Consider the following 20,920-nt stretch of genomic DNA (forward strand, 5'->3'; position numbering starts at 1 on the left):
CGCGGTGGCCGTGCCGGGCCGGTCGTAGGCCTCGATCCGGGCGAGGTAGGCGTCGAGCAGCGCGACGGCGGTGGTCTCGCCCTTCTCCAGCGCCGCGCGCAGGTCGGCGATACAGGTCTCCACGACGTCGAATCCGCGCGTCATGCGGGTGTCTCCTGGGATTGGTCGGGTTGGCTGACTAGATTTTCAGTCTAGACTACTGATCTAGATCCCAGAACCGAGGTGAGGCCGTGCCGATGCCAGAGTCCGAGCCCGCACGGCCGCAGCGCTTCATCTCACCGGACGGCGCGGCCGGGCCCGCGACGAGCGCCGGCCCGGGTGCCACTCCCCAGCCTGCCCGGACCTCAACGGGCAGGAAGCGCCAGCCCAGCGGCGACGAGGCACGGGGACGGGCGATGCGGGCCGCCATCAGTGCCATCGCCGACAAGGGCGCCGCGGCCGTACGGATGTCGGACATCGCCGCGCGGGCCGGCATGAGCACCGGGCACATCCTCTACCACTTCGGCAAGAAGGACCGCCTCCTGCTGGAGGTCCTCGCCTGGAGCGAAGCGGACCTCGGGGCCCGGTTCCAGCGGGCCGCGGACGAGGCCGCATCACCGGCCGAGAAGCTGGCGCTGTTCGTCCGCTTCTACCTGCCCCGCCACCAGGGCGACGAACGCTACGCCCTGTGGACGCAGGTCCTGGCCCAGCAGCACGACGACGCGGGCCGGCACCTGCTCACCGCGTTGTCCGACGCCTGGGAGGAGCGCCTGGAAGCCATCCTCCTGGAGGGCCGGGCCCTGGGGCAGTTCGCCGACGTGGACGTCCCCGAGTTCGTCATCAGGGCCGTGGCCATGCTCAACGGGCTCTCCGGCGACGTGATGTTCGGACGGGCGCGCTGGCAGCACGCCTCCGCGCACACGTTCGCCCTGTCCGCCCTCGAGCGTGAACTGCGGCCGACCGGTCAGACCTGACAACCGGTCAGACCTAACGGCCGGTCAGGCCTGACGACCGGCCGGTCGCGCCGGGTAGTCGTGCCTGGCCGGCCGGGCCGTTCGGGTGATGACGGTCACAGCGGGAACTCGGGGCCGGTGCGCCACGACTGGTGCGGTGTGAACACAGCCAAGCCGGCTCTCCGGCCGCCCCTGGTCCTGGCGGGCTTCGCCCTCCTGCTCGTCGTCGTCTTCGCCGCGTCCTACACCCTCGGCCACGCCGTCGGCCCGGTCGCCCCCGGGCTGCGCCCCGCCACCGGCGGCCCCGGGACCGGGCACGGGCACGGTGGGATGCCCGGTATGGACGGCATGGACGGTACGTCGGGGGAGGACGGCCGGTGAGCGCCACGGCGCAGAGCCAGGTCAGCGACCTCGTCGTCGGCGGGATGACCTGCGCCGCCTGCGTGGGCCGGGTGGAGAAGCGCCTGGCCCGCCTGGACGGCGTCAGCGCCAGCGTCAACCTCGTCACCGGCCGGGCTCGGGTACTGCACCCCGTCGGCACGCCCGTGGCCGAGCTGATCGCCGCCGTCGAACGGGCCGGCTACACCGCGGAACCGGTGACCGAGGATCCCACCGACGCCGAGACGCGGGGGGACGGGGGCGGGGACCGCGGCGATCTGCTGCGCCTGCTGGTCACCGCCGTGCTCGCGGTACCGGTGCTGGCCCTGTCGATGGTGCCCGGCTGGCAGTTCGCCGGCTGGCAGTGGCTGTGCTTCGTCCTGGCACTGCCTGTGGTGACCTGGAGCTCCGCCGCCTTCCACCGGCGGGCCTGGCAGGGGCTGCGGCACGCCGGCGCCACCATGGACACCCTGGTCAGCCTGGGCGTCGTGGCGTCCTTCGGCTGGTCCGCGTACGCGCTGCTGTTCGGCGGGGCGGGCACCGTCGGAATGCGGATGCCGATGACGCTGACCGCCTCCGGCAGCGAGGCCCACGTGTACCTGGAGGCCGCCGTCGGCGTGCCGCTGTTCGTGCTCGGCGGGCGGCTCCTGGAGGGCCGGGCGCGCCGCCGCGGCGGGGCGGCCCTGCGCGCGCTCGCCGCGCTCGGCACCCGCGAGGTGACGCTGCGCGGGGGCGACGAGGAACGGACCGTCCCGATCGAGTGGCTGACGCCCGGCCAGGAGTTCACCGTCCGCCCCGGCGAACGGATCGCCACCGACGGCGTGGTGGTCGAGGGCGGCTCGGCAGTGGACGTCAGCGTGCTGACCGGCGAGAGCGTGCCCGTCGAGGTCGGCCCGGGTGACCGGGTGACCGGCGCCACCCTGAACGTCGGCGGCTCGCTGGTCGTGCGGGCCACCGCCGTCGGCGCGGACACCCAGCTCGCCCGGATCGCCGCCCTGGTCGCGGACGCCCAGGCCGGCAAGGCGCGCGCCCAGCGGCTCGCCGACGCCGTCGCCGCCGTCTTCGTCCCGACCGTCCTGGCCGTCGCCGTGTGCGTGCTCGGCTTCTGGCTCGGCGCGGGCGCCGACACCCAGGCGGCGGTCACCGCCGCCGTCGCCGTGCTGGTGGTCGCCTGCCCGTGCGCACTCGGCCTGGCCACCCCCACCGCGCTGCTCGCCGCCACCGGGCGCGGCGCCGAACTCGGCGTGCTGGTGCGCGGACCCGAGGTACTGGAGAGCCTGCGCCGGATCGACACCGTGGTGCTCGACAAGACCGGCACCCTCACCACCGGCCGGATGGAGCTGGTCCGACTCACCCCCGCCGAGGGCGTCGACGCGGACGAGGTCCTGCGGCTGGCCGGCGCGGTCGAGCACCACTCCGAACACCCGATCGCCCGCGCCGTCGCAGACGCCGCCCGGCAGCGGACGGGCCCGCTCCCGGCCGCCACCGGCTTCGCCGCCACCGCCGGCACCGGGGTACGGGCCACCGTCGAGGGTCGTGACGTGCGCATCGGCCGACCCGAGGAGCCACCGCGGGAGGCCGTGCTGCACGACGCCCTGGCACAGGCCGAGGAGGACGGACGCACCGCCGTCCTGGTCGAGGTCGACGGCCGCCCCGCCGCCGTCCTCACCGTCGGCGACACCGTGAGGGCCGGAAGCTGGCGGTCCGTCAGGCGACTGCGGGAGCTCGGCGCCGACGTGGTGCTGCTCACCGGCGACCGCCCCGGCCCGGCCCGCGCGGTCGCCGCCGAACTCGGCATCACCACCGTGCACGCCGCCGCCACACCGGAGCGCAAGGCCGCCGTGGTCGCCGAACTCCAGGCCGCCGGACGGAGCGTGGCCATGGTCGGCGACGGCGTCAACGACGCCGCCGCACTCGCCGCCGCCGACCTCGGCATCGCCATGGGCTCCGGCACCGACGCCGCGATCGGCGCGGCCGGACTGACCCTCGTCCGCGGCGACATCGACTCCCTGGTCACCGCCGCCCATCTCGCCCGGCGCACCCTCGGCACCATCCGGGCCAACCTGGCCTGGGCCTTCGGCTACAACGCTGTACTGCTGCCGCTCGCCGCCCTCGGCCTGCTGAACCCGATGATCGCGGCGCTCGCCATGTCCGCCAGCTCCGTCCTGGTGGTCGCCAACAGCCTGCGCCTGCGCACCTGGCAGCCCGCCCCGGCCCGGCGGGGCACCCGGTGAGCCGCCGCGTCGTGGCGGCGCTCCCACCGCTCGCCGTCGCCGCCACGCTCGTCCTGCTGACGGCCTGGAGCGCGGCCGGCCGGGCCGGCCGCGCGGCGCCCGTGGAGGCGGTGGACGCCAAGGTCCTGGTGCCCGCGACCCCCGGCGCGCCCACGGCCGCGCTCGTGGTCCTGCGCAACCCCGGGGACGTACCGGACCGTCTGACCGGTGCCCGCTGGGGCAGCAGCGGCGAGGCGATCCTCAAGGAGCACGTCCACCGCGGCGCCTCCGGCAGTTGGACACCCGTCGCGGGGGCGACCGTGCCCGCCCGGGGCGAGCTGCGGATGAGCCCCGAAGGAACCGACCTGCTGCTGCCGCGTCCGCCGACGCTGCGCCCCGGCGACCGGCTGGAGCTGACCCTGCGGTTCCGGGACACACCCGACCTGGTGGTGCAGGCCCTGGCCGTGCCGCCGGGCGGCCTCGGCGCGTCCGCGCGCTGACTCCGGCGACGCCGACGAGCGGCCTCCCGGGCGGGTCGGGTCCTGGACCCGGCCCGCCCGGACCCGTCCGGGAGTGGTTGCCCGTCCTCCGTCAGCGGTGCGGGGCGGCGGTAGTGGGCCGCGCTCACGTTCCGGCGTCCGAGCCGTGCCGGGTGTTGCGGTTCCCGGCGCCGAGCCGTTCCTCCGTCCGGAAAAGAATCATGCAGGTGTTCGGAACTTCCCGGGGTCCCGGTCCGACTCGTGTGCCGGGTGCCGTTGCCGACGGTGCCCGGTTCCAGGAGGAAGGACGGAGCATGCGGTCCAACGAACGCTCGTCGCACGGGTTCGGACCCGATGTCACGGGGATCGCCCGGTGAGCGCGCCGACGGCACAGCAGGTGCCGCAGGCAGCGGCGGACCGCTGGAGCCTGGTCGCGGTCGCGGGGATGCTGTCGTTCGTGGCGATGCTCGACATGAACATCGTCAACATCGCACTGGCCGACCTCGCCGACGGCTTCCACATATCCGCCCAGACCGCCCAGTGGGCCGTCCTGGGATACCAACTCCCGCTGGTGGCCCTGCTCCTGCCCGCCGGCCGCTGGCTGGACGCCGTCGGCACCCGGCCGGCCGTGCTGACCGCCGTCGCCGGTTTCGCGCTGGGCAGCGTGGCCGCCGCCGCGGCGCCCTGGGCCGGCGCGCTGATCGTGGCGCGGGTGGTCCAAGGAGCCTTCGGCGCCGTGCTGTTCGTCCTGATGCCGGTGCTGGCGATGCGCTCGGTGCGGCCGCAGCTGCGGGCCCGGGCGATGAGCGTGCCGGCGACCCTGGGGCCGCTCGGCGCCGTCACCGGCCCGGCCCTGGGCGGGTTGCTGCTCGACCACTTCGGCTGGCGGGCCATCTTCCTCGTCAAGCTCCCGGTCTGCCTGGCCGCCTGGCTGGTCGCCCGCCGCCACGTCCCCGCCGGAGGCGTCCTGCGCGCTCCCGGCCGTGCCGAGCTCGCCGACGCGGGCCTGATCGGGGGATCCGTCGCCGCACTGCTGCTCGGGCTCACCCTGTCGGCCGACGCGGCCCCCTGGCTGCTGCTGGCGGCCCCCGCCGGTCCGCTGGTCCTGTGGTGGCTGCGCCGGGGCGGCGGCCGCCCGGTCCTGGCCGTCCTGCGGGACAGTCGGACGGCGGGGCTCACCACGGCCGTCCTGGCCGTCGCGGCGTCCTTCGCGGTCGTCCACTACCTGCTCGCCCTGCACCTGCAGCGCGACGAGGCCGAAAGCGCCACCGCCACCGGCCTGACCATCCTCTGCTTCCCCCTCGCCATGGGGATCGGCGGGCCGCTCGGCGGCAGGCTGGCCGACCGCTTCGGCGCCCGGCGGACCGCCACCGCGGGCGTCGCGCTCACCGCGCTCGGCTTCCTCCTGCTCGTGCCGCTCGGCGCCACCTGGAGCCTGCCGGACATCGCCTGGCGCCTCGCCCTGGCCGGGGCCGGGATGGGCCTGTACGGCGGGCCCACCCAGACCCTGGTGATGAGCGCCGCCACCCCGGCGACGACGGCCACCGCCAGTTCCACGGTCCAGCTCGCCCGCAGCCTCGGCTTCACCCTCGGCCCGGCCCTGGCCACCGCCGCTTGGAGCCTCGGCGGAGCCGGTACGGCCGGCCTGCACACCGGCCTCGGCCTCGCGGCGGCCGGCGCCTGCCTCGCCGTCGCGCTGCTGGCGTCGCACGGCCGGTCCGCGCCCCGCACGGTCTGAACCCTCCTCCTCCACCCCCCTTCACCGTCAGGAGCACACGCATGTGCGGGATCACCGGCTGGGTGTCCTTCCACCAGGACGTCCGCCACAGCGCCCCCGTCATCGAGGCGATGACCGCCACCATGGCCCTGCGCGGCCCCGACGCCGGCGGCGTCTGGCTCGGCCGCAACGCCGCGCTCGGCCACCGGCGGCTCGCCGTGATCGACATCGACGGCGGCGCCCAGCCCATGGCCGACCGCCCCGACCGGCCACAGGTGGTCCTCACCTACAGCGGCGAGGTCTACAACCACCACGAGCTGCGGGACAGACTCCGAGGCCGAGGCCACCGCTTCGAGACCCGCAGCGACACCGAGGTCGTGCTCCGCGCCTACCAGGAGTGGGGCGACGCCCTGGTCGACCACCTGGAAGGCATGTACGCCTTGGGCATCTGGGACGAGCGCGAGCAGCGCCTCCTGCTGGTCCGCGACCGGCTCGGCGTCAAGCCGCTGTTCTGGGCCGCCGTCGACGGCGGCCTGGTCTTCGGCTCCGAACCCAAGGCGCTGTTCGCCCACCCCGAGGTCACCCCCACCGTCGACGCCGACGGCCTGCGCGAGGCGTACAGCCTGCTGTTCAACACCGGCCCCACCGTCTGGGCCGGCGTCCACGAGGTCCACCCCGGCGGCCTGCTCGTCCTCGACCGCGACGGCATCCGCGAGCGCCGCTACTGGGAGCTCACCGCCCGCCCGCACCCGGATCGGCTGGAGACCACCAAGGAGCGGATCGGTGAGCTCGTCGACCGCGCCGCCAGGTCGCAGCTGGAGGCGGACGTCCCGCTGTGCAGCCTGCTCTCCGGCGGCCTCGACTCCACCGTCGTCACCGCCCTCATCGCCGACGAACTCCGCCGCACCCAGGGCCCCGAGGCGAAACTGCGCTCCTACGCCGTCGACTACAGCGACCAGGCCGAACAGTTCACCGGCGACGTGCTGCGCACCGGCCACGACACCCCGTACGCCGCCGAGGCCGGCGCCTTCATCGGGACCGAGCACTCCACCGTCGTCCTCGACCCGCGGGCGCTGCTCGACATGGACAACCGGCGGGCCGTCGTGGTCGCCCGGGACTCGCCGATCGGCGTCGGCGACATGGACACCTCGCTCTACCTGCTCTTCGGCGAGATCCGCAGGCACTCCACGGTCGCCCTCTCCGGCGAGGCGGCGGACGAGGTGTTCGGCGGCTACCCCTGGTTCCACAACCCCAAGGCGCTCGCCGCACAGACCTTCCCCTGGCTGCTCGTCACCGGCGACGACGCCGCCATGCCGCTCCACCCCGACCTGGCCGCGCACCTGCGCATCCGCGAGTTCCGCGAGAACACCTACCGCAGCTCCCTGGCGGCCGTCCCGCACCTGGACGGCGAGAGCCCGGCCGAGCACCGCCGGCGCGAGATGCAGCACCTCTCGCTCACCCGCTGGCTGCGCCAGCTGCTCCACCGCAAGGACCGGCTGAGCATGGCCCAGGGCCTGGAGGTGCGCGTCCCCTACTGCGATCACCGCCTGGTCGAGTACGCCTTCAACACCCCCTGGGCGATGAAGAACCACGACGGCCGGGAGAAGAGCCTGCTGCGCGACGCCGGCCAGGGCATCGCCCCGGACTCGGTGCTGTGGCGGCCGAAGAACCACTACCCGGCCACCCACCACGCCGACTACAACGCGGGCCTCCAACGGCTCGCCCGCGAGGCCCTGGACGCGCCGCACGTCCGCGACATCGCGGACGAGACGGCCGTCAAGGCCACCCTCGACGCCCCCGCCGACCAGCTGGCATGGGGCCACCGGCTCCGCCTGGAACGGGTCGTCGACCTCGCCCTCTGGCTCGACCACCACCGCCCCGCCCTCGCCCTCTGAACCTCTCCGCCGCACCACCCCTCCCGGAGGAACCGGACATGACCACCCCCGACCGCACCGAGGGCCGCTGCCCCGTCACCGGCGCCACCGCCGGCGAACCGATACCGCTGTACGGCTCCGCGTACAAGACCGACCCGTACGACCTGTACCGCCGGATGCGCGAGGCCGGACCCGTCCACCGGGTGCGCTTCCCCTCCGGCATCGCCGCCTGGCTCGTCACCGGCTACGAGGCGGCCCACTCCGCGCTCAACGACCCGCGCCTGGGAAAGAACCACCGCCTGGGCAACGACAACTGGCGCTCCCTCGCGTCGATCATGCCCGAGCCCCAGCACTCCCAGCTCCAGGTCCACCTGCTGCACCAGGACCCGCCGGAGCACACCCGGATGCGCCGCCTCGTCCTGGACGCCTTCGCCCCGCGCCGGGTGGAGGCCCTGCGGCCCCGCTTCCAGGAGATCGCCGACGCCCTGGTGGACGAGCTGCCCGCCGAGGACGGCGCCGACCTGGTCGCGGGCTTCGCCGCGCACTACCCCTTCCGGGTCCTCGCCGAGGTGATCGGCCTGCCCCCGGAGCTGGCCGCCCGCTTCGACCGCGACTGGGGCAAGGTCGTCCAGCCCGTCGGCCCGCAGGACCCGGGCCGCCCCGCCTACGAGGCCCGGCTGCTCGGCCTGCAGACCTACATCGCCGACGTCGTCGCCCACAAGCGCGAGCACTGGGAGGACGACCTGCTCTCCCGCCTGGTCGTCGCCAAGGACCGCAAGGAGCTGACCCAGGAGGAACTCGACTCGATGATCTTCCAGCTCCTGGTCGCCGGCCAGGAGCCCGTCACCAACCAGATCACCACCATGCTGATCACCCTGCTCCGCCACCCCGAGCAGCTGGAACGGCTGCGCGAGGACCCTGCCCTGCTGCCCCGGGCGATCGAGGAACTCCTGCGCTACGACAGCGCCTTCGAGCTCACCACCTGGCGGTTCTTCGCCGAGGACAGCGACCTGCACGGCACCCGCATCCCGGCCGGGGACTCCGTCATCGTCTCGCTGTGCGCCGCCAACCGTGACGGCGAACAGTTCCCGGACGCCGACACCCTCGACCTCGAACGCAGCCCCAACTCCCACCTCGCCTTCGGCCACGGCATCCACTTCTGCCCCGGCGCCGCCCTCGCCCGCGCCGAACTGCAGATCGCCGTCGCCACCCTGCTCAGCCGCCTGCCCGGCCTGCGGCCCGCGGGACCGCTCGACGACCTGACCTGGATCCCGGCCGTCCTCGCCCGCGGCGTCAACCAGCTGCCCGTCGCCTACGACAAGCGCGCCTGACCGACCCGGCCACACCCCAGTCCGTTCGCAGCGCCCTGGTGCGCCCGCGCCCTCCACCGGAAGGCGCGGGCGCCGGGGCGCCATCCCGCCATGCCCTCACGGAGAAGCCGCATGCCCACCACCGGTACCGCCACGCCCACCTCCAGAGACGTCCGGCAGACCTGCGCCGCCGTCCTCGACCTGCTCCTGCCGCACCGCCGGGCCACCGACACCGCCACCCCGGCCACCGTCGACGACTTCCCCGAACAGCTGCGTCAGATAGCCGAGTTCGTCGAGAACGGCGATCCGATCGTGTTCACCCTGCCCGGCTTCCCCTGCAAGTCACCCAGCCCCGACAAGGTCCTCGGCCACCTCCCCGACGAGGGTGAACGCCTCTCCCTCACCTTCCTCGACGACCTCTGCCGGGCGGTCGGCGAGGTGTACGAGCCGGGTGCGCGGATGGAGATCTGCTCGGACGGCCACATCTTCGGCGACCTGATCCGCGTCCCGGATCCGCACATCGACGCCTACTCCGACGAACTCGCCGCCATGATCCGGCGCGAGGGCCTGACCCACCTGTCCGTCTTCGACCTGCGCGACGTGCTCGGCGACCTCCCGTACGACGAGAAGCGCGCCCGCGTCCACGCCGCCCACGCCCCGACCGTGGAGGAACTGCGCGCCGAGGTGAAGAGCGACGAGCACACCCTCGCCCTCTACTGCGGCATCACCCGCTTCCTCACCGAGGACACCGTCGACTTCACCGGCACCAAGTCGGCGCTGCAGCGGGAGTGCCGGCAGCGGGCCTACGGAGTCATCCAGCGCAGCCGCGCCTGGGGCGACCTCATCGCCGAGCACCACCCCCGCACCGTCCGCCTGTCCATCCACCCGCAGCCGCGCGGAGCCGCCAAGTTCGGCATCCGCCTCCTCGACGCCCCCGACGCCTGGACCACGCCGTGGCACTCGGCCGTGCTGCACCGGCCCGACGGCAGCTGGCAGCTGATGCGCCGGGCCGATGCCGAGCGGCAGGGCACCCTGGTGCTGCGCGAGGGCCGGCCCAGCCACTTCGAGGCCTCCTGACCACCTCCGGCAGCACGGGTGGCCCCCGGTCCCGTGGGGGGACCGGGGGCCGCCCGTACCGGCCTCACACGGTGACGGCCGGCTCCGCCGCCGGGTCGGGCACGGTGTTCCGGTGGTCGAAGGCGATCAGCGGGTCCCCGGTCAGCGGGTGCTCGACCACGGCGGCCCGCACCCCGAACACCGTCGCCAGCACGTCCGGGGTGAGCACCTCCCGGGGTGTCCCGGAGGCGACGAGAGCGCCGTCGTGCAGGACGTGCAGCCGGTCGCAGAGCGAGGCCGCGGCGTTCAGGTCGTGCAGCGAGATCAGCGTGGTGCGGCGCTGTTCGCGCAGCAGGGCGAGCAGCTCCACCTGGTGCTGGACGTCGAGGTGGTTGGTCGGCTCGTCCAGCACCAGCACGTCCGGCTGTTGGGCGAACGCCCGCGCCAGCAGGACCCGTTGGCGCTCGCCGCCGGACAGCTCCGCGAACTGGCGTTCCGCGTACGGCTGGAGACCGACCCGCTCCAGGGCCTCGGCCACGGCCGCGCGGTCGTGGTCGTCGTCCCCGGCGAAGGCGCGCTTGAACGGTGTCCGGCCCATCGCGACGACCTCGCGGACGGTGAACTCGAAGTCCGAGCCGCGTTCCTGGGGCAGCGCCGCGATGTGCCGGGCCACCTCGGCCGGGGCCATGGACCGTACGTCCCGGTCGGCCAGCAGCACCCGCCCGGCGTGCGGACGCAGATGCCGGTAGACGGTCCGCAGCAGCGTGGACTTGCCGCTGCCGTTCGGCCCGACCAGCCCCGCGATCTCGCCCTCGGCGGCGATCAGGCCGACATCGGAGAGGACGTCGCGCCCGCCCAGGGTGACGGTGATGTCCTCGACGGTGATCCTCATCAGCGTTCCAGCTTCCGGTCGAGGAGGTACAGCAGGACGGGTGCGCCGATGACGGCGGTCACGACGCCGATCGGCAGCTCCTGGGTGTCCAGGGCGGTGCGGGCGACGGTGTCGACGGCCACCAGGAGGACGGCGCCGGTGAGGGCGGAGAGCGGCAGCAGGCGGCGGTGGTCGCCGCCCACGACGAGCCGGCACACGTGCGGCACCAGCAGGCCGACGAAGCCGATCGCGCCGGAGACCGCCACCAGGACGCCGGTGAGCAGGCTGGTGACGGCGAACAGCTCTCGGCGCAGCCGGGCGGTGTCGACGCCGAGGCCGGCCGCGGTCTCGTCGCCCATCAGCAGCGCGTTCAGGTGCCGGGCGCGGCCCTGGAGCGCCAGCCAGCCCAGGGCGACGGCGACGGCCGGGACGGCGAGCTGGTCCCAGGTGGCGGCGCCGAGGCTGCCCATCAGCCAGAACAGCACGCCCCGGGTCTGCTGCTCGTCGCCGGCCTGGAGGACGAGGAAGCTGGTGAAGCCGGAGAGGAACTGCCCGATGGCCACCCCGGCGAGGACCAGGCGCATCGGGGCGAACCCGCCGCCGCGCCGGGCGACCGCCCAGACCAGGGCGAAGGAGGCCAGGGCACCGGCGAACGCGGCGGCCGAGACGCCGAAGCCGAACGCGAAGCCGGTGCCGGCCCCGAGGACGATGACGGAGACCGCGCCGAGCGAGGCGCCGGAGGAGATGCCGAGGAGGTACGGGTCGGCGAGCGGGTTGCGGACCAGGGCCTGGACGGCGGTGCCGACCAGGCCGAGTCCGGCTCCGACGATCGCGGCCAGCAGGGCGCGGGGCATCCGCAGCTGCCAGACGATCAGGTCCCGGGTGCCGGCGTCCGGGGTCGATCCGGTGAGCCGACGGCCGACGACCGTCCACACCTCGCGGACGGGGATGTCCACGGAGCCGAGGGACACGGCCAGGGTGAGGGCGAGGACCAGGGCGAGGGAGAGGGCGGACGCGACGACGCCGGCCCGCGCGGTGCGCGCGGGCCGGCGGCCGGTCGCCGCGGTGGCGGCGGTCATCTACTGGGCGTCCTTGACCTGGTCGGGGAAGAGGGTGTGGGCGATCTGCTGCACGGTGTCGGCGTTGCGGGTGCCGGCGATGGTGGTCACCTCGGAGCCGACGCGCACGAAGTGGCCTTCCTGGACGGCCTTGAGGCCCTTGGTGGCGGGGAAGTCGCGCAGGAACTTCTCCGCGTCGTCGAAGGCCTTCTTGTTCTCGGCGTCGCTGCCCCGGTTGCGCACCGCGAGCTGGATCCAGTCCGGGTTCTTGGCGACGACGTCCTCCCAGGAGACGGGCTTGAAGTCGCCGTCGACGTCGCCGAACACGTTGCGCGCGCCGGCCAGGGTGATCACCGCGTTGGCCACCTGCCGGTTGCCCACCGCCATCGGCTGCTTGGTGCCCGCGTCGAAGTCGAAGAAGAAGTAGCCGGGCCGCTGGTCCGCCGCGACGCCCGCCAGCGCGGTCTGCACGGCGCCGACCTTCTTCTCCATGTCCGCGACCAGCGCGTCGGCCTTGGCCGAGGTGCCGGTGACCCGGCCGAGGCTCTTGATGTCGCCCTCGACGCCGGTCAGGTCCTGCACGGCGGCCGGGGCCGTCGCGGCGCAGGCGGTGGAGTGCAGGAACACCCGCTTGATCCCGGCCGCCTGGTACTCCTGGGCGGTCGGGGCGGTTCCCATGCCGCCGCCCATGCCTCCCATGTCGGCGAAGGTCTCCACGTACAGGTCCGCGCCGGAGCCGAGCAGCTTCTCCTTCGGGATCACCATGTCACCGAGGACCGGCACCTTGGCGCCGGCGTCCGCGATGTCGGCGGGCAGCGTGCCCTTGCCGGGCGGGAAGCCCGTTCCGATGACCCGGTCGCCCGCGCCGAGCTGCAGCAGCATCTCCAGGCTGGAGGCGTTGCTGGTGACGATCTTCTTCGGCGCCGAGTCGAAGACCGTCTCCTTCCCGGCACAGTCCGCGACCTTGACCGGGAAGGCCGACCCGGCCGCCCCGCCGCCCGGTGCGGCGGCCGCGGAGGCACCGGCGTCGCCGGACGCGGCACCCCCACTGCTGCCGCAGCCCGTCACGAGCAGGGCGACGGCGGCGGCCATGCCGCACAGCACACGAGAACGCATGAAACTCTCCTGAAGGGATTCGGTTACGGCGGCCGACGGTTGCCACCCGGCTTCGGTAGTCGGACCGGAGGAGCGATTAGTTCCCGCGACCCCGGGAGGATTTCGACGGCATCCGACACGGCGGTCCTCCGGAAGGGGTGAGCGGAGCGGGCGGCCGAGGGCTCCGGGGGCAGGGCACCTCACCCCGGCCGGGGCTGTCATGATGGGGCGGCCATGCCCGCACGCGCCCTTGCCCGAGGCTCCCGCACCGCCGCCGCAGACGTCCGGCTGGTGCGGGCGTTCGTGCTGGCCTCGGTGAGCCTCACGCTCGCAGCCGCCGCCCACACGATGGCCGGCGGACAGGTGGGCACGGGGCCGCTCCTCCTCGGCTGGGCGCTCACGGCAGTAGTCGGCGCCTTCGGGGCCGGGAGGCAACGGTCGTTGCCGGAGATCACGGGGATGTTCTCGGCAGGCCAGCTGGGCCTGCACCTGCTGTTCCAGGCGAGCCCGGTCGTACCTCCGCCGGGTCGGGCGAAGCCCCCCACCGCTCCGGGCGGCCACCTCCACATGCACCACCCGGCTGCCGTGACCGGCGGCGGCGCCGTGCACGCGGCGGCGCACGGGGGCGCGCTCGGCCATTCACCCGCGATGCTCGCCGCCCACGCCTGCGCGACGCTCGCGACGGGATGGCTGCTGCACCACGTCGAAACGGTGCTCTGGCACCTGATGGACCTGGCCCGAGCGCTGCCCGAGTCGGCCCGTGACTGGCGGCGGCGGTTCCGCGACACCCTGGCCCGCCTGGTCGGCCAGGACGCTCCCGTCCGGCCGCAGGGAACCCTCCGTACCGGACCGGCCCCCAGCGCCGAAGGCGTGCGGTGCGGGCCGGTCGTGCTGCGACACACCCTCGTCCTCCGGGGACCTCCACGGGTGGTGAACGCGTAGCCGTACGTCGGACGGGCCGCTCGGGCCCGCACCGCCGATCGGCCCGCGTCGCTCCGGTCATCACCCCATCCCGCACGGACCCCGGCCCACGGCACCCACGCCGCGCCGGTCCGTACCGTGCCCTTCTCCCGGACGGAGAGCCCCACCCATGCGTTCCCTCGTGACCCGCCGCACCGCCACCGCGGCCGCACTGGCCGCCACCGCCCTGCTGGCCACCGCCGCCCCCGCGTTCGCACACGTCACCGTGCAGCCCGGAACCGCCGCCCAGGGCGGCTACACGGCGGTCGCCTTCCGCGTGCCCGACGAGAGCGACACCGCCTCCACCACCAAGCTGGAGGTCACCCTGCCGGCCGACCACCCGGTCGCCTCGGTCGCCACCGAGCCGATCCCCGGTTGGACCGCCACCGCGGAGAAGACGAAGCTGGCCACCCCGATCAAGACCGACGACGGGGACGAGATCACCGAAGCCGTCTCCAAGGTCACCTGGACCGCCGACGCCGGCACGAAGATCGCCCCCGGCCAGTTCCAGGACTTCCGGATCTCGCTCGGTCCGCTGCCCACCGACACCGACAAGGTGGTCTTCAAGGCGCTGCAGACCTACGACGACGGCAACGTCGTGCGGTGGATCGACGAGGCCGCGGCCGGCCAGCCCGAGCCCCAGCACCCCGCCCCGACCCTGACGCTCACCAAGGCCGCCGCGGACGGTGACGCCCACCACCCGGACGCCGCGCCCACCACTGCCGCGGCCGAGTCGACCTCCGACACCGCCGCCCGCGTCCTGGGCATCGCGGGCATCGTCGTGGGCATCATCGGCGGCGCCCTCGGCGTCCTGGGCCTGCGCCGCCGTACCGGCGACCGGTCCTGAACCCGTCCCGGGTGGGTGCCGCAAGGTGCCCACCCGGGGCTCTACGCGCACCGCCCCGTCGGTGCAGGTCGACCAGGCGACTGCGGATCGGCCGATAATCCGGGCGATCAGTGGCGATCAGGGGCGACGGGGCCGGCGGCCGACGCGTGGTGCGAGTGAGGCGGAGCGTGCAGGCGAGGACGGCCCGGCGGCCCGCAGGCCGTTCCACCGGCCTCCGCGCCGGCGTCGGGCGGCCGTGCCCGCGGCGCCGTCAGCGGAGGACGCCCTCCAGGAAGTCGCTGCCCAGGCGGGCGACGACGGTGACGTCGAGCTGGTGCAGCGCGTACCGGCCGCGGCGCTCTGTGGTCACCAGGCCGGCCTTCTTCAGGACGCCCAGGTGCCGGGAGATCTCCGGGGCGCTCAGGCCGTGGATCTGGGCGAGTTCGCTGGTGGTGTAGGCGCCGCGGGCCAGGTGGCGGCACAGGCGGATGCGGGCGGGGTGGGAGAGGGCGGCCAGGCGCAGGGTGACCTGCTCGACGGAAGGGGGCGGTGTCCCGAGCTCGGGGGAGGCGATCGGGTAGTGCAACACGGGCTGCCAGCCGTCGCGGTGCAGCACCATCAGGTGCGGCCAGCCCACGCTGGTGGGCACGAGGAGCAGGCCGCGGTCCGCGGTGGCGGTCCGGCCGGCGCCGACCTTGTCGACCGTGACCCGGGCCTGCGCCTCGTCCAGGGTGACGGCCGACGACAGGGAGGCGAGCGCCTCGGCCACCCCCTTGCGGCGCAGCAGTTCGGTCCGGTGGCGGGTGTCGGCCGCGAGGCGGGGGCGCAGCCGGGCCCAGGTGTCCGCGAAGAACGCCTCGTCGCAGTCCTCCAGGAGCCGGCGAAGCCAGTGCCGGATCTGGGGCGGGTCGGTCAGCAGCCGGTCGCTGAAGCGCATCTGGCGGGGCCCGCGCAGCGCGGCCAGCTCCAGGGCGCGGCGGTGCTGCCCGGGGGCGTCGAGCGGGCCGGGGCTCGGATCGCCGTACGGCGTCGGGTAGTTGAACTCCAGCGCGGCGTCGACGAACTGCTCGTCGCTCAGCTCGTCGAGGAGGTCGAGCTCCTCGCGGAGCGTGGTCCCGGGGCGGGTCGCGCCGCCGGGGATGCCCGCGTAGGGGAGGAAGAGGTCGGAGAAGGTCGTCCGCCAGAGGAAGTCGACCTCGTACAGCCGGTCGGCCAGGTGCGGGTCGAGTCGGGCGGTCACGCCGGCCGCCCAGCCCTGGAGCCCCGGGTGGTGGCCGGGCTCGGCCAGAGCGTGCAGCGCCATGCCGAGTTCGGCCAGCGGCGAGGGTACGGCGGCGACGTGCTCCGGTCGCAGCCCCGCGATGTCGATGCAGACGCTCATGCACCCATGCTGCACCCGCCCCACCGGCAACAGGGTGGTCATTTGACGGATGTCGTCAAACGACGGGACTTTTCGCGGCGCATCTGCGCAGGATGGCGGCCACCGCATCGCAGCGGTCACCGCACCCGTCACGGCAACCCTCACCGCACCCGTCACGCCCACCGATACGACCCGACTCCGAACCAGAGACACCCGTCCCCGTCGCAGGGAGGACCTTCCGACGGCGGAGGCCGGGCGAGCGAGAAGGACGACATGCCCGACCACGTGATGACTCCCCGACAGATCGCCGACGACCACGTGGCCCGGGTCGCCGCCCTCGATCCCGTCACCTCCACCGCCCTGGGCCTGGCCCCGGGCGACGACACGATGCCCGACCTGTCACCGGACGGGATCGAGGAGCACGTCCGGCTCGCCCGGCAGGCACTCGCACGACTCGACGCCCTGCCCGCGACCGGGCCCGACGCGGACCCGGCGGAGCACACCTGCGCCCGGCTGCTGCGCGAGCGGCTGGAAGCCGAGGTGCGGGCCCACGAGGCCGGCGAGCACCTGCGGACCGTGGCGAACCTGCACACGCCGGTGCACCAGCTCCGGAACATCTTCACGATGATGCCCACCGCCGCCGACGAGGACTGGGCCCCGGTGCTGGGCCGGCTGCGGAACCTGCCCGCCGCGCTGGACGGCCACCGGGCCACCCTCACCGAGGGCATCGACCGCGGACTGCTCGCCGCGCCCCGGCAGGCCGACGTGCTCGCCGCCCAACTCGCCGCCTGGACCGGGGAGACCACCGGCGGCCCCGGCTGGTTCGCCGACTTCGTCGCCCCCGCGCCGCAGCGGCTGCGCCCCGACCTCGACTCGGCCGCGAAGGACGCCACCGCCGCCGTCGCCGCGTTCCGGGACTGGCTCCGCGACACCTACCGGCCCGCCGCGCAGGGCACGCCGGACGCCGTCGGCCGCGAACGCTACCTGCTCGGGGCCCGCCGGTACACCGGCGCCGACCTCGACCTCGACGAGGCCTACGGCTGGGCGTGGGAGGAGTTCCACCGGGTCTGGGCCGAGCTGCGCACCGAAGCCGGACGCGTGCTCCCGGGCGCCACCGTCCGACAGGCCCGCGCCCACCTCGACGAGCACGGGCACACCGTGCAGGGCGCCGAGCGGATGCGCGCCTGGCTGCAGCAGATCACCGACGACGCGATCGAGGCACTCGACGGGCGCCACTTCGACATCACCGGCCCGCTGCGCCGCGTCGAGACCCGGATCGCCCCGGCCGGCGGCGCGGCCGCGCCGTACTACAACGGCCCGAGCCTGGACTTCGCCCGCCCGGGCCGGACCTTCCTGCCGCTGGCCAACGGCGACGCCGAGGAGCGGTTCCGCACCTGGCGGCTGGTCAGCACCTGGTACCACGAGGGCGTTCCGGGCCACCACCTGCAGCTCGCCTCCTGGACGGCGGCGGCCGAGCAGCTGTCCCGCTACCAGGTCACCCTCGGCAAGATCAGCGCCAACGTGGAGGGCTGGGCCCTGTACGCGGAACGCCTGATGGACGAGCTCGGCTTCCTCGCCGACCCCGCACGCCGCCTCGGCTACCTCGGCAAGCAGATGATGCGCATCGTCCGCGTCGTCATCGACATCGGCATGCACCTGGAGAGCGTCATCCCGGCCCACTCCCCGTTCCACCCGGGCGAGCGCTGGACCCCGGAGCTGGGCGCCGCCTTCATGGCGGAGTACGCCGGGATGACGCCGGCCGTCCTGGAGAGCGAGATCGTCCGCTACCTCGGCCGCCCGGGCCAGGCCATCGGCTACAAGCTCGGCGAGCGCGCCTGGCTGGCCGGCCGCGAGGCGGCCCGCCGCAGGCTGGGCGCCGACTTCGACCTCAAGCGCTGGCACATGAAGGCCCTGCGTCAGGGCTCCCTGGGCCTGGACGACCTGGAGCCGGCACTGGCGGTCCTGTGACCGTACGTCAATGACCGTGCGTCAAGCGGGGTGTAGCACCCGGGCCCGGAGGCTTTCCTGCCTGCGGCCCGGGTGTGGCCGGGGTGCGGGGGCGGCCTGCCGAGCCGCACCACGGCGCCCGCGACCACCCTCCGGCCGGCGGGTGGTCGTGACCGGGTAGAGTCCGGCCATGGCTGACGACTGGCGGACGGATCGGATCGGGAGCGCCCTGCGGGGTGAGAACCCCACGGTGCTGCGGCGGTTGGCCGCGGGGTTCGCCGTGATCGGCGATGTGCAGTTCCTGCCGGGTTACTCGGTGCTCCTGGCGGACGACCCCCGGGTGGAACGACTCTCGGACCTGCCCAGGGACGGACGGCTGGCCTTCCTCTCCGACATGGACCGGCTCGGGGAGGCGGTCGAGCGGGCGTCCCGTCGCCTGGACGCGGCCTTCCGGCGGGTCAACCTGGAGATCCTCGGCAACACGGACGGCTTCCTGCACGCGCACGTCTGGCCGCGGTTCGAGTGGGAGCCGACCGACCTGGTGGGCAGGCCGGTGTGGCTCTACCCCCGGGACCGGTGGTCCGACGAGCGGTTCGCCCTCGGCCCTCGGCACGACCCGCTGCGCGCGGCGATCGGGGACGAGCTGGACCGCCTGCGCCCGGCGGCCTGACGACGGGCGTGTGCCGACAGTCGAGGCGTCGTGCAGCCGAAGTGAAGTGGGGCCGGCGGGCCGGGAGTTCCGGTCGGCCGGCCCCACTGCTCCGGGCGCGGTGCTACGTCAACTCAGCTTCCACCGCTGGTTGCTGCTGCCGGTGCAGGTCCACAGCTCGACCAGAGCCCCGTTCGCCGTGCTGCCGCCCGTGACGTCCAGGCACAGGCCGGACTGCACGCCGGTGATGGTGCCGTCGGCGTTGAACTTCCACTGCTGGCCGGCCCGACCGTCGCAGATCGCGGTCCGCACCGTGGTGCCGGGCGTGGTCCGGCCGTCGGACGCCTCCAGGCAGCGGGTGTCGCCGCCGCTGTAGACGGTCAGCTGACCGGTCGGGGTGCGGGTCCAGACCTGGTTGCCGCCGCCGTTGCAGGCCCAGATCTCCGGCTGGGTTCCGGGAACGGTCGAGGCCCGCGGGACGTCCAGGCACCTTCCGGAGCCCGTCGCCGAGACCACGCCAGACGGGATCGGCTCCGAACGTCCGCCCGCCACCCGGTACATCACCGTGCCGTGGCCGGGCACCGTGGCGCCGATCGCTCCGGTGGTGCGGCTGGTGGTGCCGCTCCACAGGTCGGTGAGGGTGTAGTGCGCCGCGTGGGTCTTGCCGATCGCCGCGGCGGAGGTGCTGATGGTGGCCGCGGTCGCGTTCTCGTTGAACAGCGCCACCGCGACGTCCCCGTTGGCCAACGGCTTGGCGAGCACGTCCAACCCGCCCCCGCTGGCGATCAGTTGGCCTTGCTTCCCGAGCCGGTCCTGGTCCACCGCGAGGACGCGGCGGTTGGTCAGGATGCTCAGGGTGTCGGCGGAGGCGGTGGTGAGGTCGGTGCCGGAGATCAGCGGGGCGGCCATCATGGCCCACAGGCTGAACTCGGTGCGGTCCTCGGTGCCGGACATGCCGTTGCCCACCTCCAGCATGTCCGGGTCGTTCCAGCGCCCCGGCCCGGCGAAGGCGCCCAGGCCGACGTTGGTGTGGAAGATCGAGAGCATGCTGTCGTAGGTGGGCCTGATGTCCAGCGTGGTGCGCCAGGTGTTGCCGATCGGAGCGCCCCAGGTCCAGTCCGACTCCTGGCCCCAGCTGCAGAGGCTGAACAGGATCGGCCGACCGGTCGCCGCCAGCGCGTCCCGCATGACGGTGTAGCGGGACGCTGCGCTGGTCCCCGGGTTGTTGCAGTTGTCGTACTTCAGGAAGTCGACACCCCAGGCGGCGAACGCGGCGGCGTCCTGGCGCTCATGGCCGAGGCTGCCCGGGTAGCCGGCGCAGGTCTCGGTGCCCGCGTCCTCGTAGATGCCCAACTTCAGGCCCAGCGTGTGCACGTAGGCGGCGGTGCCGGCGATGCCGTCGGGGAACTTCACCGGGTCCGGCACCAGATTGCCGTCGGCATCGCGGCTGGAGGTCATCCAGCAGTCGTCGATGTTGACGTACTGGTAGCCGGCGGCCTGCATGCCGTTGGTGTGCATCGCGTCGGCGGTCGACTTGATCAGCGACTCGGAGACGTCGCAGCCGTACGCGTTCCAGTCGTTGAAGCCGAGGGGTGGGGCTTCGGCGAGTCCGTTGTCCAGCGCTGCGGCCGGGGGAGCGGCGGCGGTGAGCACGGCGGCGGGTAGTCCCGGCACCAGCAGGGCGAGTATCGCGGCCTTGCCGAGCACGGAACGGGTCAGTCGACGGATCTGCACAAACGCTCCTGGGTGGTGGAGGGTCAGCTGAGCCATTGTGTTTGAATAAGGTTGCTCATGTTTTGTATTGGCGTCAATAGTCGTGCCAGGCTCGGCTGTTGTGTTGGAATCCGTTGATTTGACTGGGTGTCAGCTCATGTTTCGACTCACGCTTCAGCTCGTGCTTCAGCGGTGCATGGAACCTTGGGGGTGACCCGGACGGCAGCTGCCTGTGCCCCGGAGTCCGGGGCACAGGCAGCAGAGATGGCGGTAGGGGTGGTGTTGCAGACAGAGGGCGGCGGTCGGCGTGTCAGGCCAGGCGTTCCACGGCGGTATCCAGCCGGGCCAGGGTTCGTTCGCGGCCCAGTACCTCCAGCGACTCGAACAGCGGCAGGCCCACCGTCCGGCCGGTCACGGCGACGCGTACCGGTGCCTGGGCCCTGCCAGGCTTCACCCCGCGAGAGTGCGTCGTTCCCCTCGCG

General features: G+C 74.0%; 17 protein-coding genes and 1 pseudogene. 12 read left to right on the top strand and 6 right to left on the bottom strand.

The annotated features are described in order from the left end of the window. The first annotated feature begins 395 nt into the window (after window positions 1-395). The 8 genes from ABTY56_RS18760 to ABTY56_RS18795 all read left to right on the top strand — a co-directional run bounded on the left by ABTY56_RS18760 (window position 396) and on the right by ABTY56_RS18795 (window position 9,980). Window positions 396-953, top strand: a complete 558-nt coding sequence (locus tag ABTY56_RS18760; RefSeq protein WP_350630024.1) for a TetR/AcrR family transcriptional regulator — start codon at window positions 396-398, stop codon at window positions 951-953. Window positions 954-1,091: 138 nt separating this feature from the next. Further along, window positions 1,092-1,313, top strand: a complete 222-nt coding sequence (locus ABTY56_RS18765; RefSeq protein ID WP_350630025.1) for a hypothetical protein — start codon at window positions 1,092-1,094, stop codon at window positions 1,311-1,313. 44 nt (window positions 1,314-1,357) lie between these two features. Beyond that, window positions 1,358-3,544 (top strand): heavy metal translocating P-type ATPase, encoded by a 2,187-nt coding sequence (locus ABTY56_RS18770; protein WP_350630104.1) that lies wholly within the window; start codon window positions 1,358-1,360, stop codon window positions 3,542-3,544. After that, complete coding sequence (locus ABTY56_RS18775) at window positions 3,541-4,023, top strand: copper chaperone PCu(A)C (RefSeq protein WP_350630026.1); 483 nt, start codon at window positions 3,541-3,543, stop codon at window positions 4,021-4,023. The genes ABTY56_RS18770 and ABTY56_RS18775 overlap by 4 nt, the downstream gene beginning before the upstream one ends. Window positions 4,024-4,375: 352 nt before the next feature. Further along, entirely contained in the window at window positions 4,376-5,740 is a 1,365-nt protein-coding gene (locus ABTY56_RS18780) for an MFS transporter (protein WP_350630027.1), read from the top strand. Between the two features lie 41 nt (window positions 5,741-5,781). Beyond that, window positions 5,782-7,614 carry an asparagine synthase (glutamine-hydrolyzing) gene (gene asnB / locus ABTY56_RS18785; RefSeq protein WP_350630028.1) on the top strand — a complete coding sequence of 611 codons (1,833 nt, stop codon included), beginning with the start codon at window positions 5,782-5,784 and terminating at the stop codon, window positions 7,612-7,614. A 38-nt stretch (window positions 7,615-7,652) separates the two neighbouring features. After that, on the top strand, window positions 7,653-8,924 hold the full coding sequence (locus ABTY56_RS18790; RefSeq protein WP_350630029.1) for a cytochrome P450 family protein: 1,272 nt from the start codon (window positions 7,653-7,655) through the stop codon (window positions 8,922-8,924). A 111-nt stretch (window positions 8,925-9,035) separates the two neighbouring features. After that, window positions 9,036-9,980 (top strand): L-tyrosine/L-tryptophan isonitrile synthase family protein, encoded by a 945-nt coding sequence (locus ABTY56_RS18795; RefSeq protein WP_350630030.1) that lies wholly within the window; start codon window positions 9,036-9,038, stop codon window positions 9,978-9,980. Window positions 9,981-10,044: 64 nt separating this feature from the next. Here ABTY56_RS18795 and ABTY56_RS18800 read toward each other — a convergent pair whose 3' ends face one another. Genes ABTY56_RS18800 through ABTY56_RS18810 form a run of 3 tightly spaced genes read right to left on the bottom strand, consistent with a single transcriptional unit; the run spans window position 10,045 to window position 13,004 of the window. Next, window positions 10,045-10,851: an ABC transporter ATP-binding protein gene (locus ABTY56_RS18800; RefSeq protein WP_350630031.1), complete on the bottom strand. Its 807-nt coding sequence runs from the start codon at window positions 10,849-10,851 to the stop codon at window positions 10,045-10,047. Continuing rightward, entirely contained in the window at window positions 10,851-11,909 is a 1,059-nt protein-coding gene (locus ABTY56_RS18805; RefSeq protein ID WP_350630032.1) for a FecCD family ABC transporter permease, read from the bottom strand. Before ABTY56_RS18805 ends, ABTY56_RS18800 begins: the two co-directional genes overlap by 1 nt. Then, window positions 11,910-13,004: an ABC transporter substrate-binding protein gene (locus ABTY56_RS18810; RefSeq protein ID WP_350630033.1), complete on the bottom strand. Its 1,095-nt coding sequence runs from the start codon at window positions 13,002-13,004 to the stop codon at window positions 11,910-11,912. 213 nt (window positions 13,005-13,217) lie between these two features. Here ABTY56_RS18810 and ABTY56_RS18815 point away from each other — a divergent pair, with 213 nt between their 5' ends. Both ABTY56_RS18815 and ABTY56_RS18820 read left to right on the top strand, forming a co-directional pair. Further along, on the top strand, window positions 13,218-13,925 hold the full coding sequence (locus ABTY56_RS18815) for a hypothetical protein (protein WP_350630034.1): 708 nt from the start codon (window positions 13,218-13,220) through the stop codon (window positions 13,923-13,925). A 148-nt stretch (window positions 13,926-14,073) separates the two neighbouring features. Next, window positions 14,074-14,790 (top strand): YcnI family protein, encoded by a 717-nt coding sequence (locus ABTY56_RS18820; RefSeq protein WP_350630035.1) that lies wholly within the window; start codon window positions 14,074-14,076, stop codon window positions 14,788-14,790. Window positions 14,791-15,040: 250 nt separating this feature from the next. Here ABTY56_RS18820 and ABTY56_RS18825 read toward each other — a convergent pair whose 3' ends face one another. Beyond that, complete coding sequence (locus ABTY56_RS18825; RefSeq protein WP_350630036.1) at window positions 15,041-16,150, bottom strand: DUF5937 family protein; 1,110 nt, start codon at window positions 16,148-16,150, stop codon at window positions 15,041-15,043. Between the two features lie 252 nt (window positions 16,151-16,402). On the opposite strand from ABTY56_RS18825, the gene ABTY56_RS18830 reads away from it, so the two are divergent. Further along, on the top strand, window positions 16,403-18,097 hold the full coding sequence (locus ABTY56_RS18830) for a DUF885 domain-containing protein (RefSeq protein ID WP_350630037.1): 1,695 nt from the start codon (window positions 16,403-16,405) through the stop codon (window positions 18,095-18,097). Between the two features lie 169 nt (window positions 18,098-18,266). Next, on the top strand, window positions 18,267-18,746 hold the full coding sequence (locus ABTY56_RS18835; protein ID WP_350630038.1) for an HIT family protein: 480 nt from the start codon (window positions 18,267-18,269) through the stop codon (window positions 18,744-18,746). A gap of 108 nt (window positions 18,747-18,854) precedes the next feature. Here the strand turns inward: ABTY56_RS18835 and ABTY56_RS18840 are convergent, their stop codons facing one another. Both ABTY56_RS18840 and ABTY56_RS18845 read right to left on the bottom strand, forming a co-directional pair. Beyond that, window positions 18,855-20,453: a glycoside hydrolase family 27 protein gene (locus tag ABTY56_RS18840; RefSeq protein ID WP_350630105.1), complete on the bottom strand. Its 1,599-nt coding sequence runs from the start codon at window positions 20,451-20,453 to the stop codon at window positions 18,855-18,857. A gap of 295 nt (window positions 20,454-20,748) precedes the next feature. Further along, a pseudogene (locus ABTY56_RS18845) lies at window positions 20,749-20,895 on the bottom strand (glutamate--tRNA ligase); the annotation flags it as partial. Window positions 20,896-20,920: the final 25 nt, after the last annotated feature.

It is taken from the genome of Kitasatospora sp. NPDC097691 (genome assembly GCF_040302665.1).
GTDB lineage: Bacteria > Actinomycetota > Actinomycetes > Streptomycetales > Streptomycetaceae > Kitasatospora.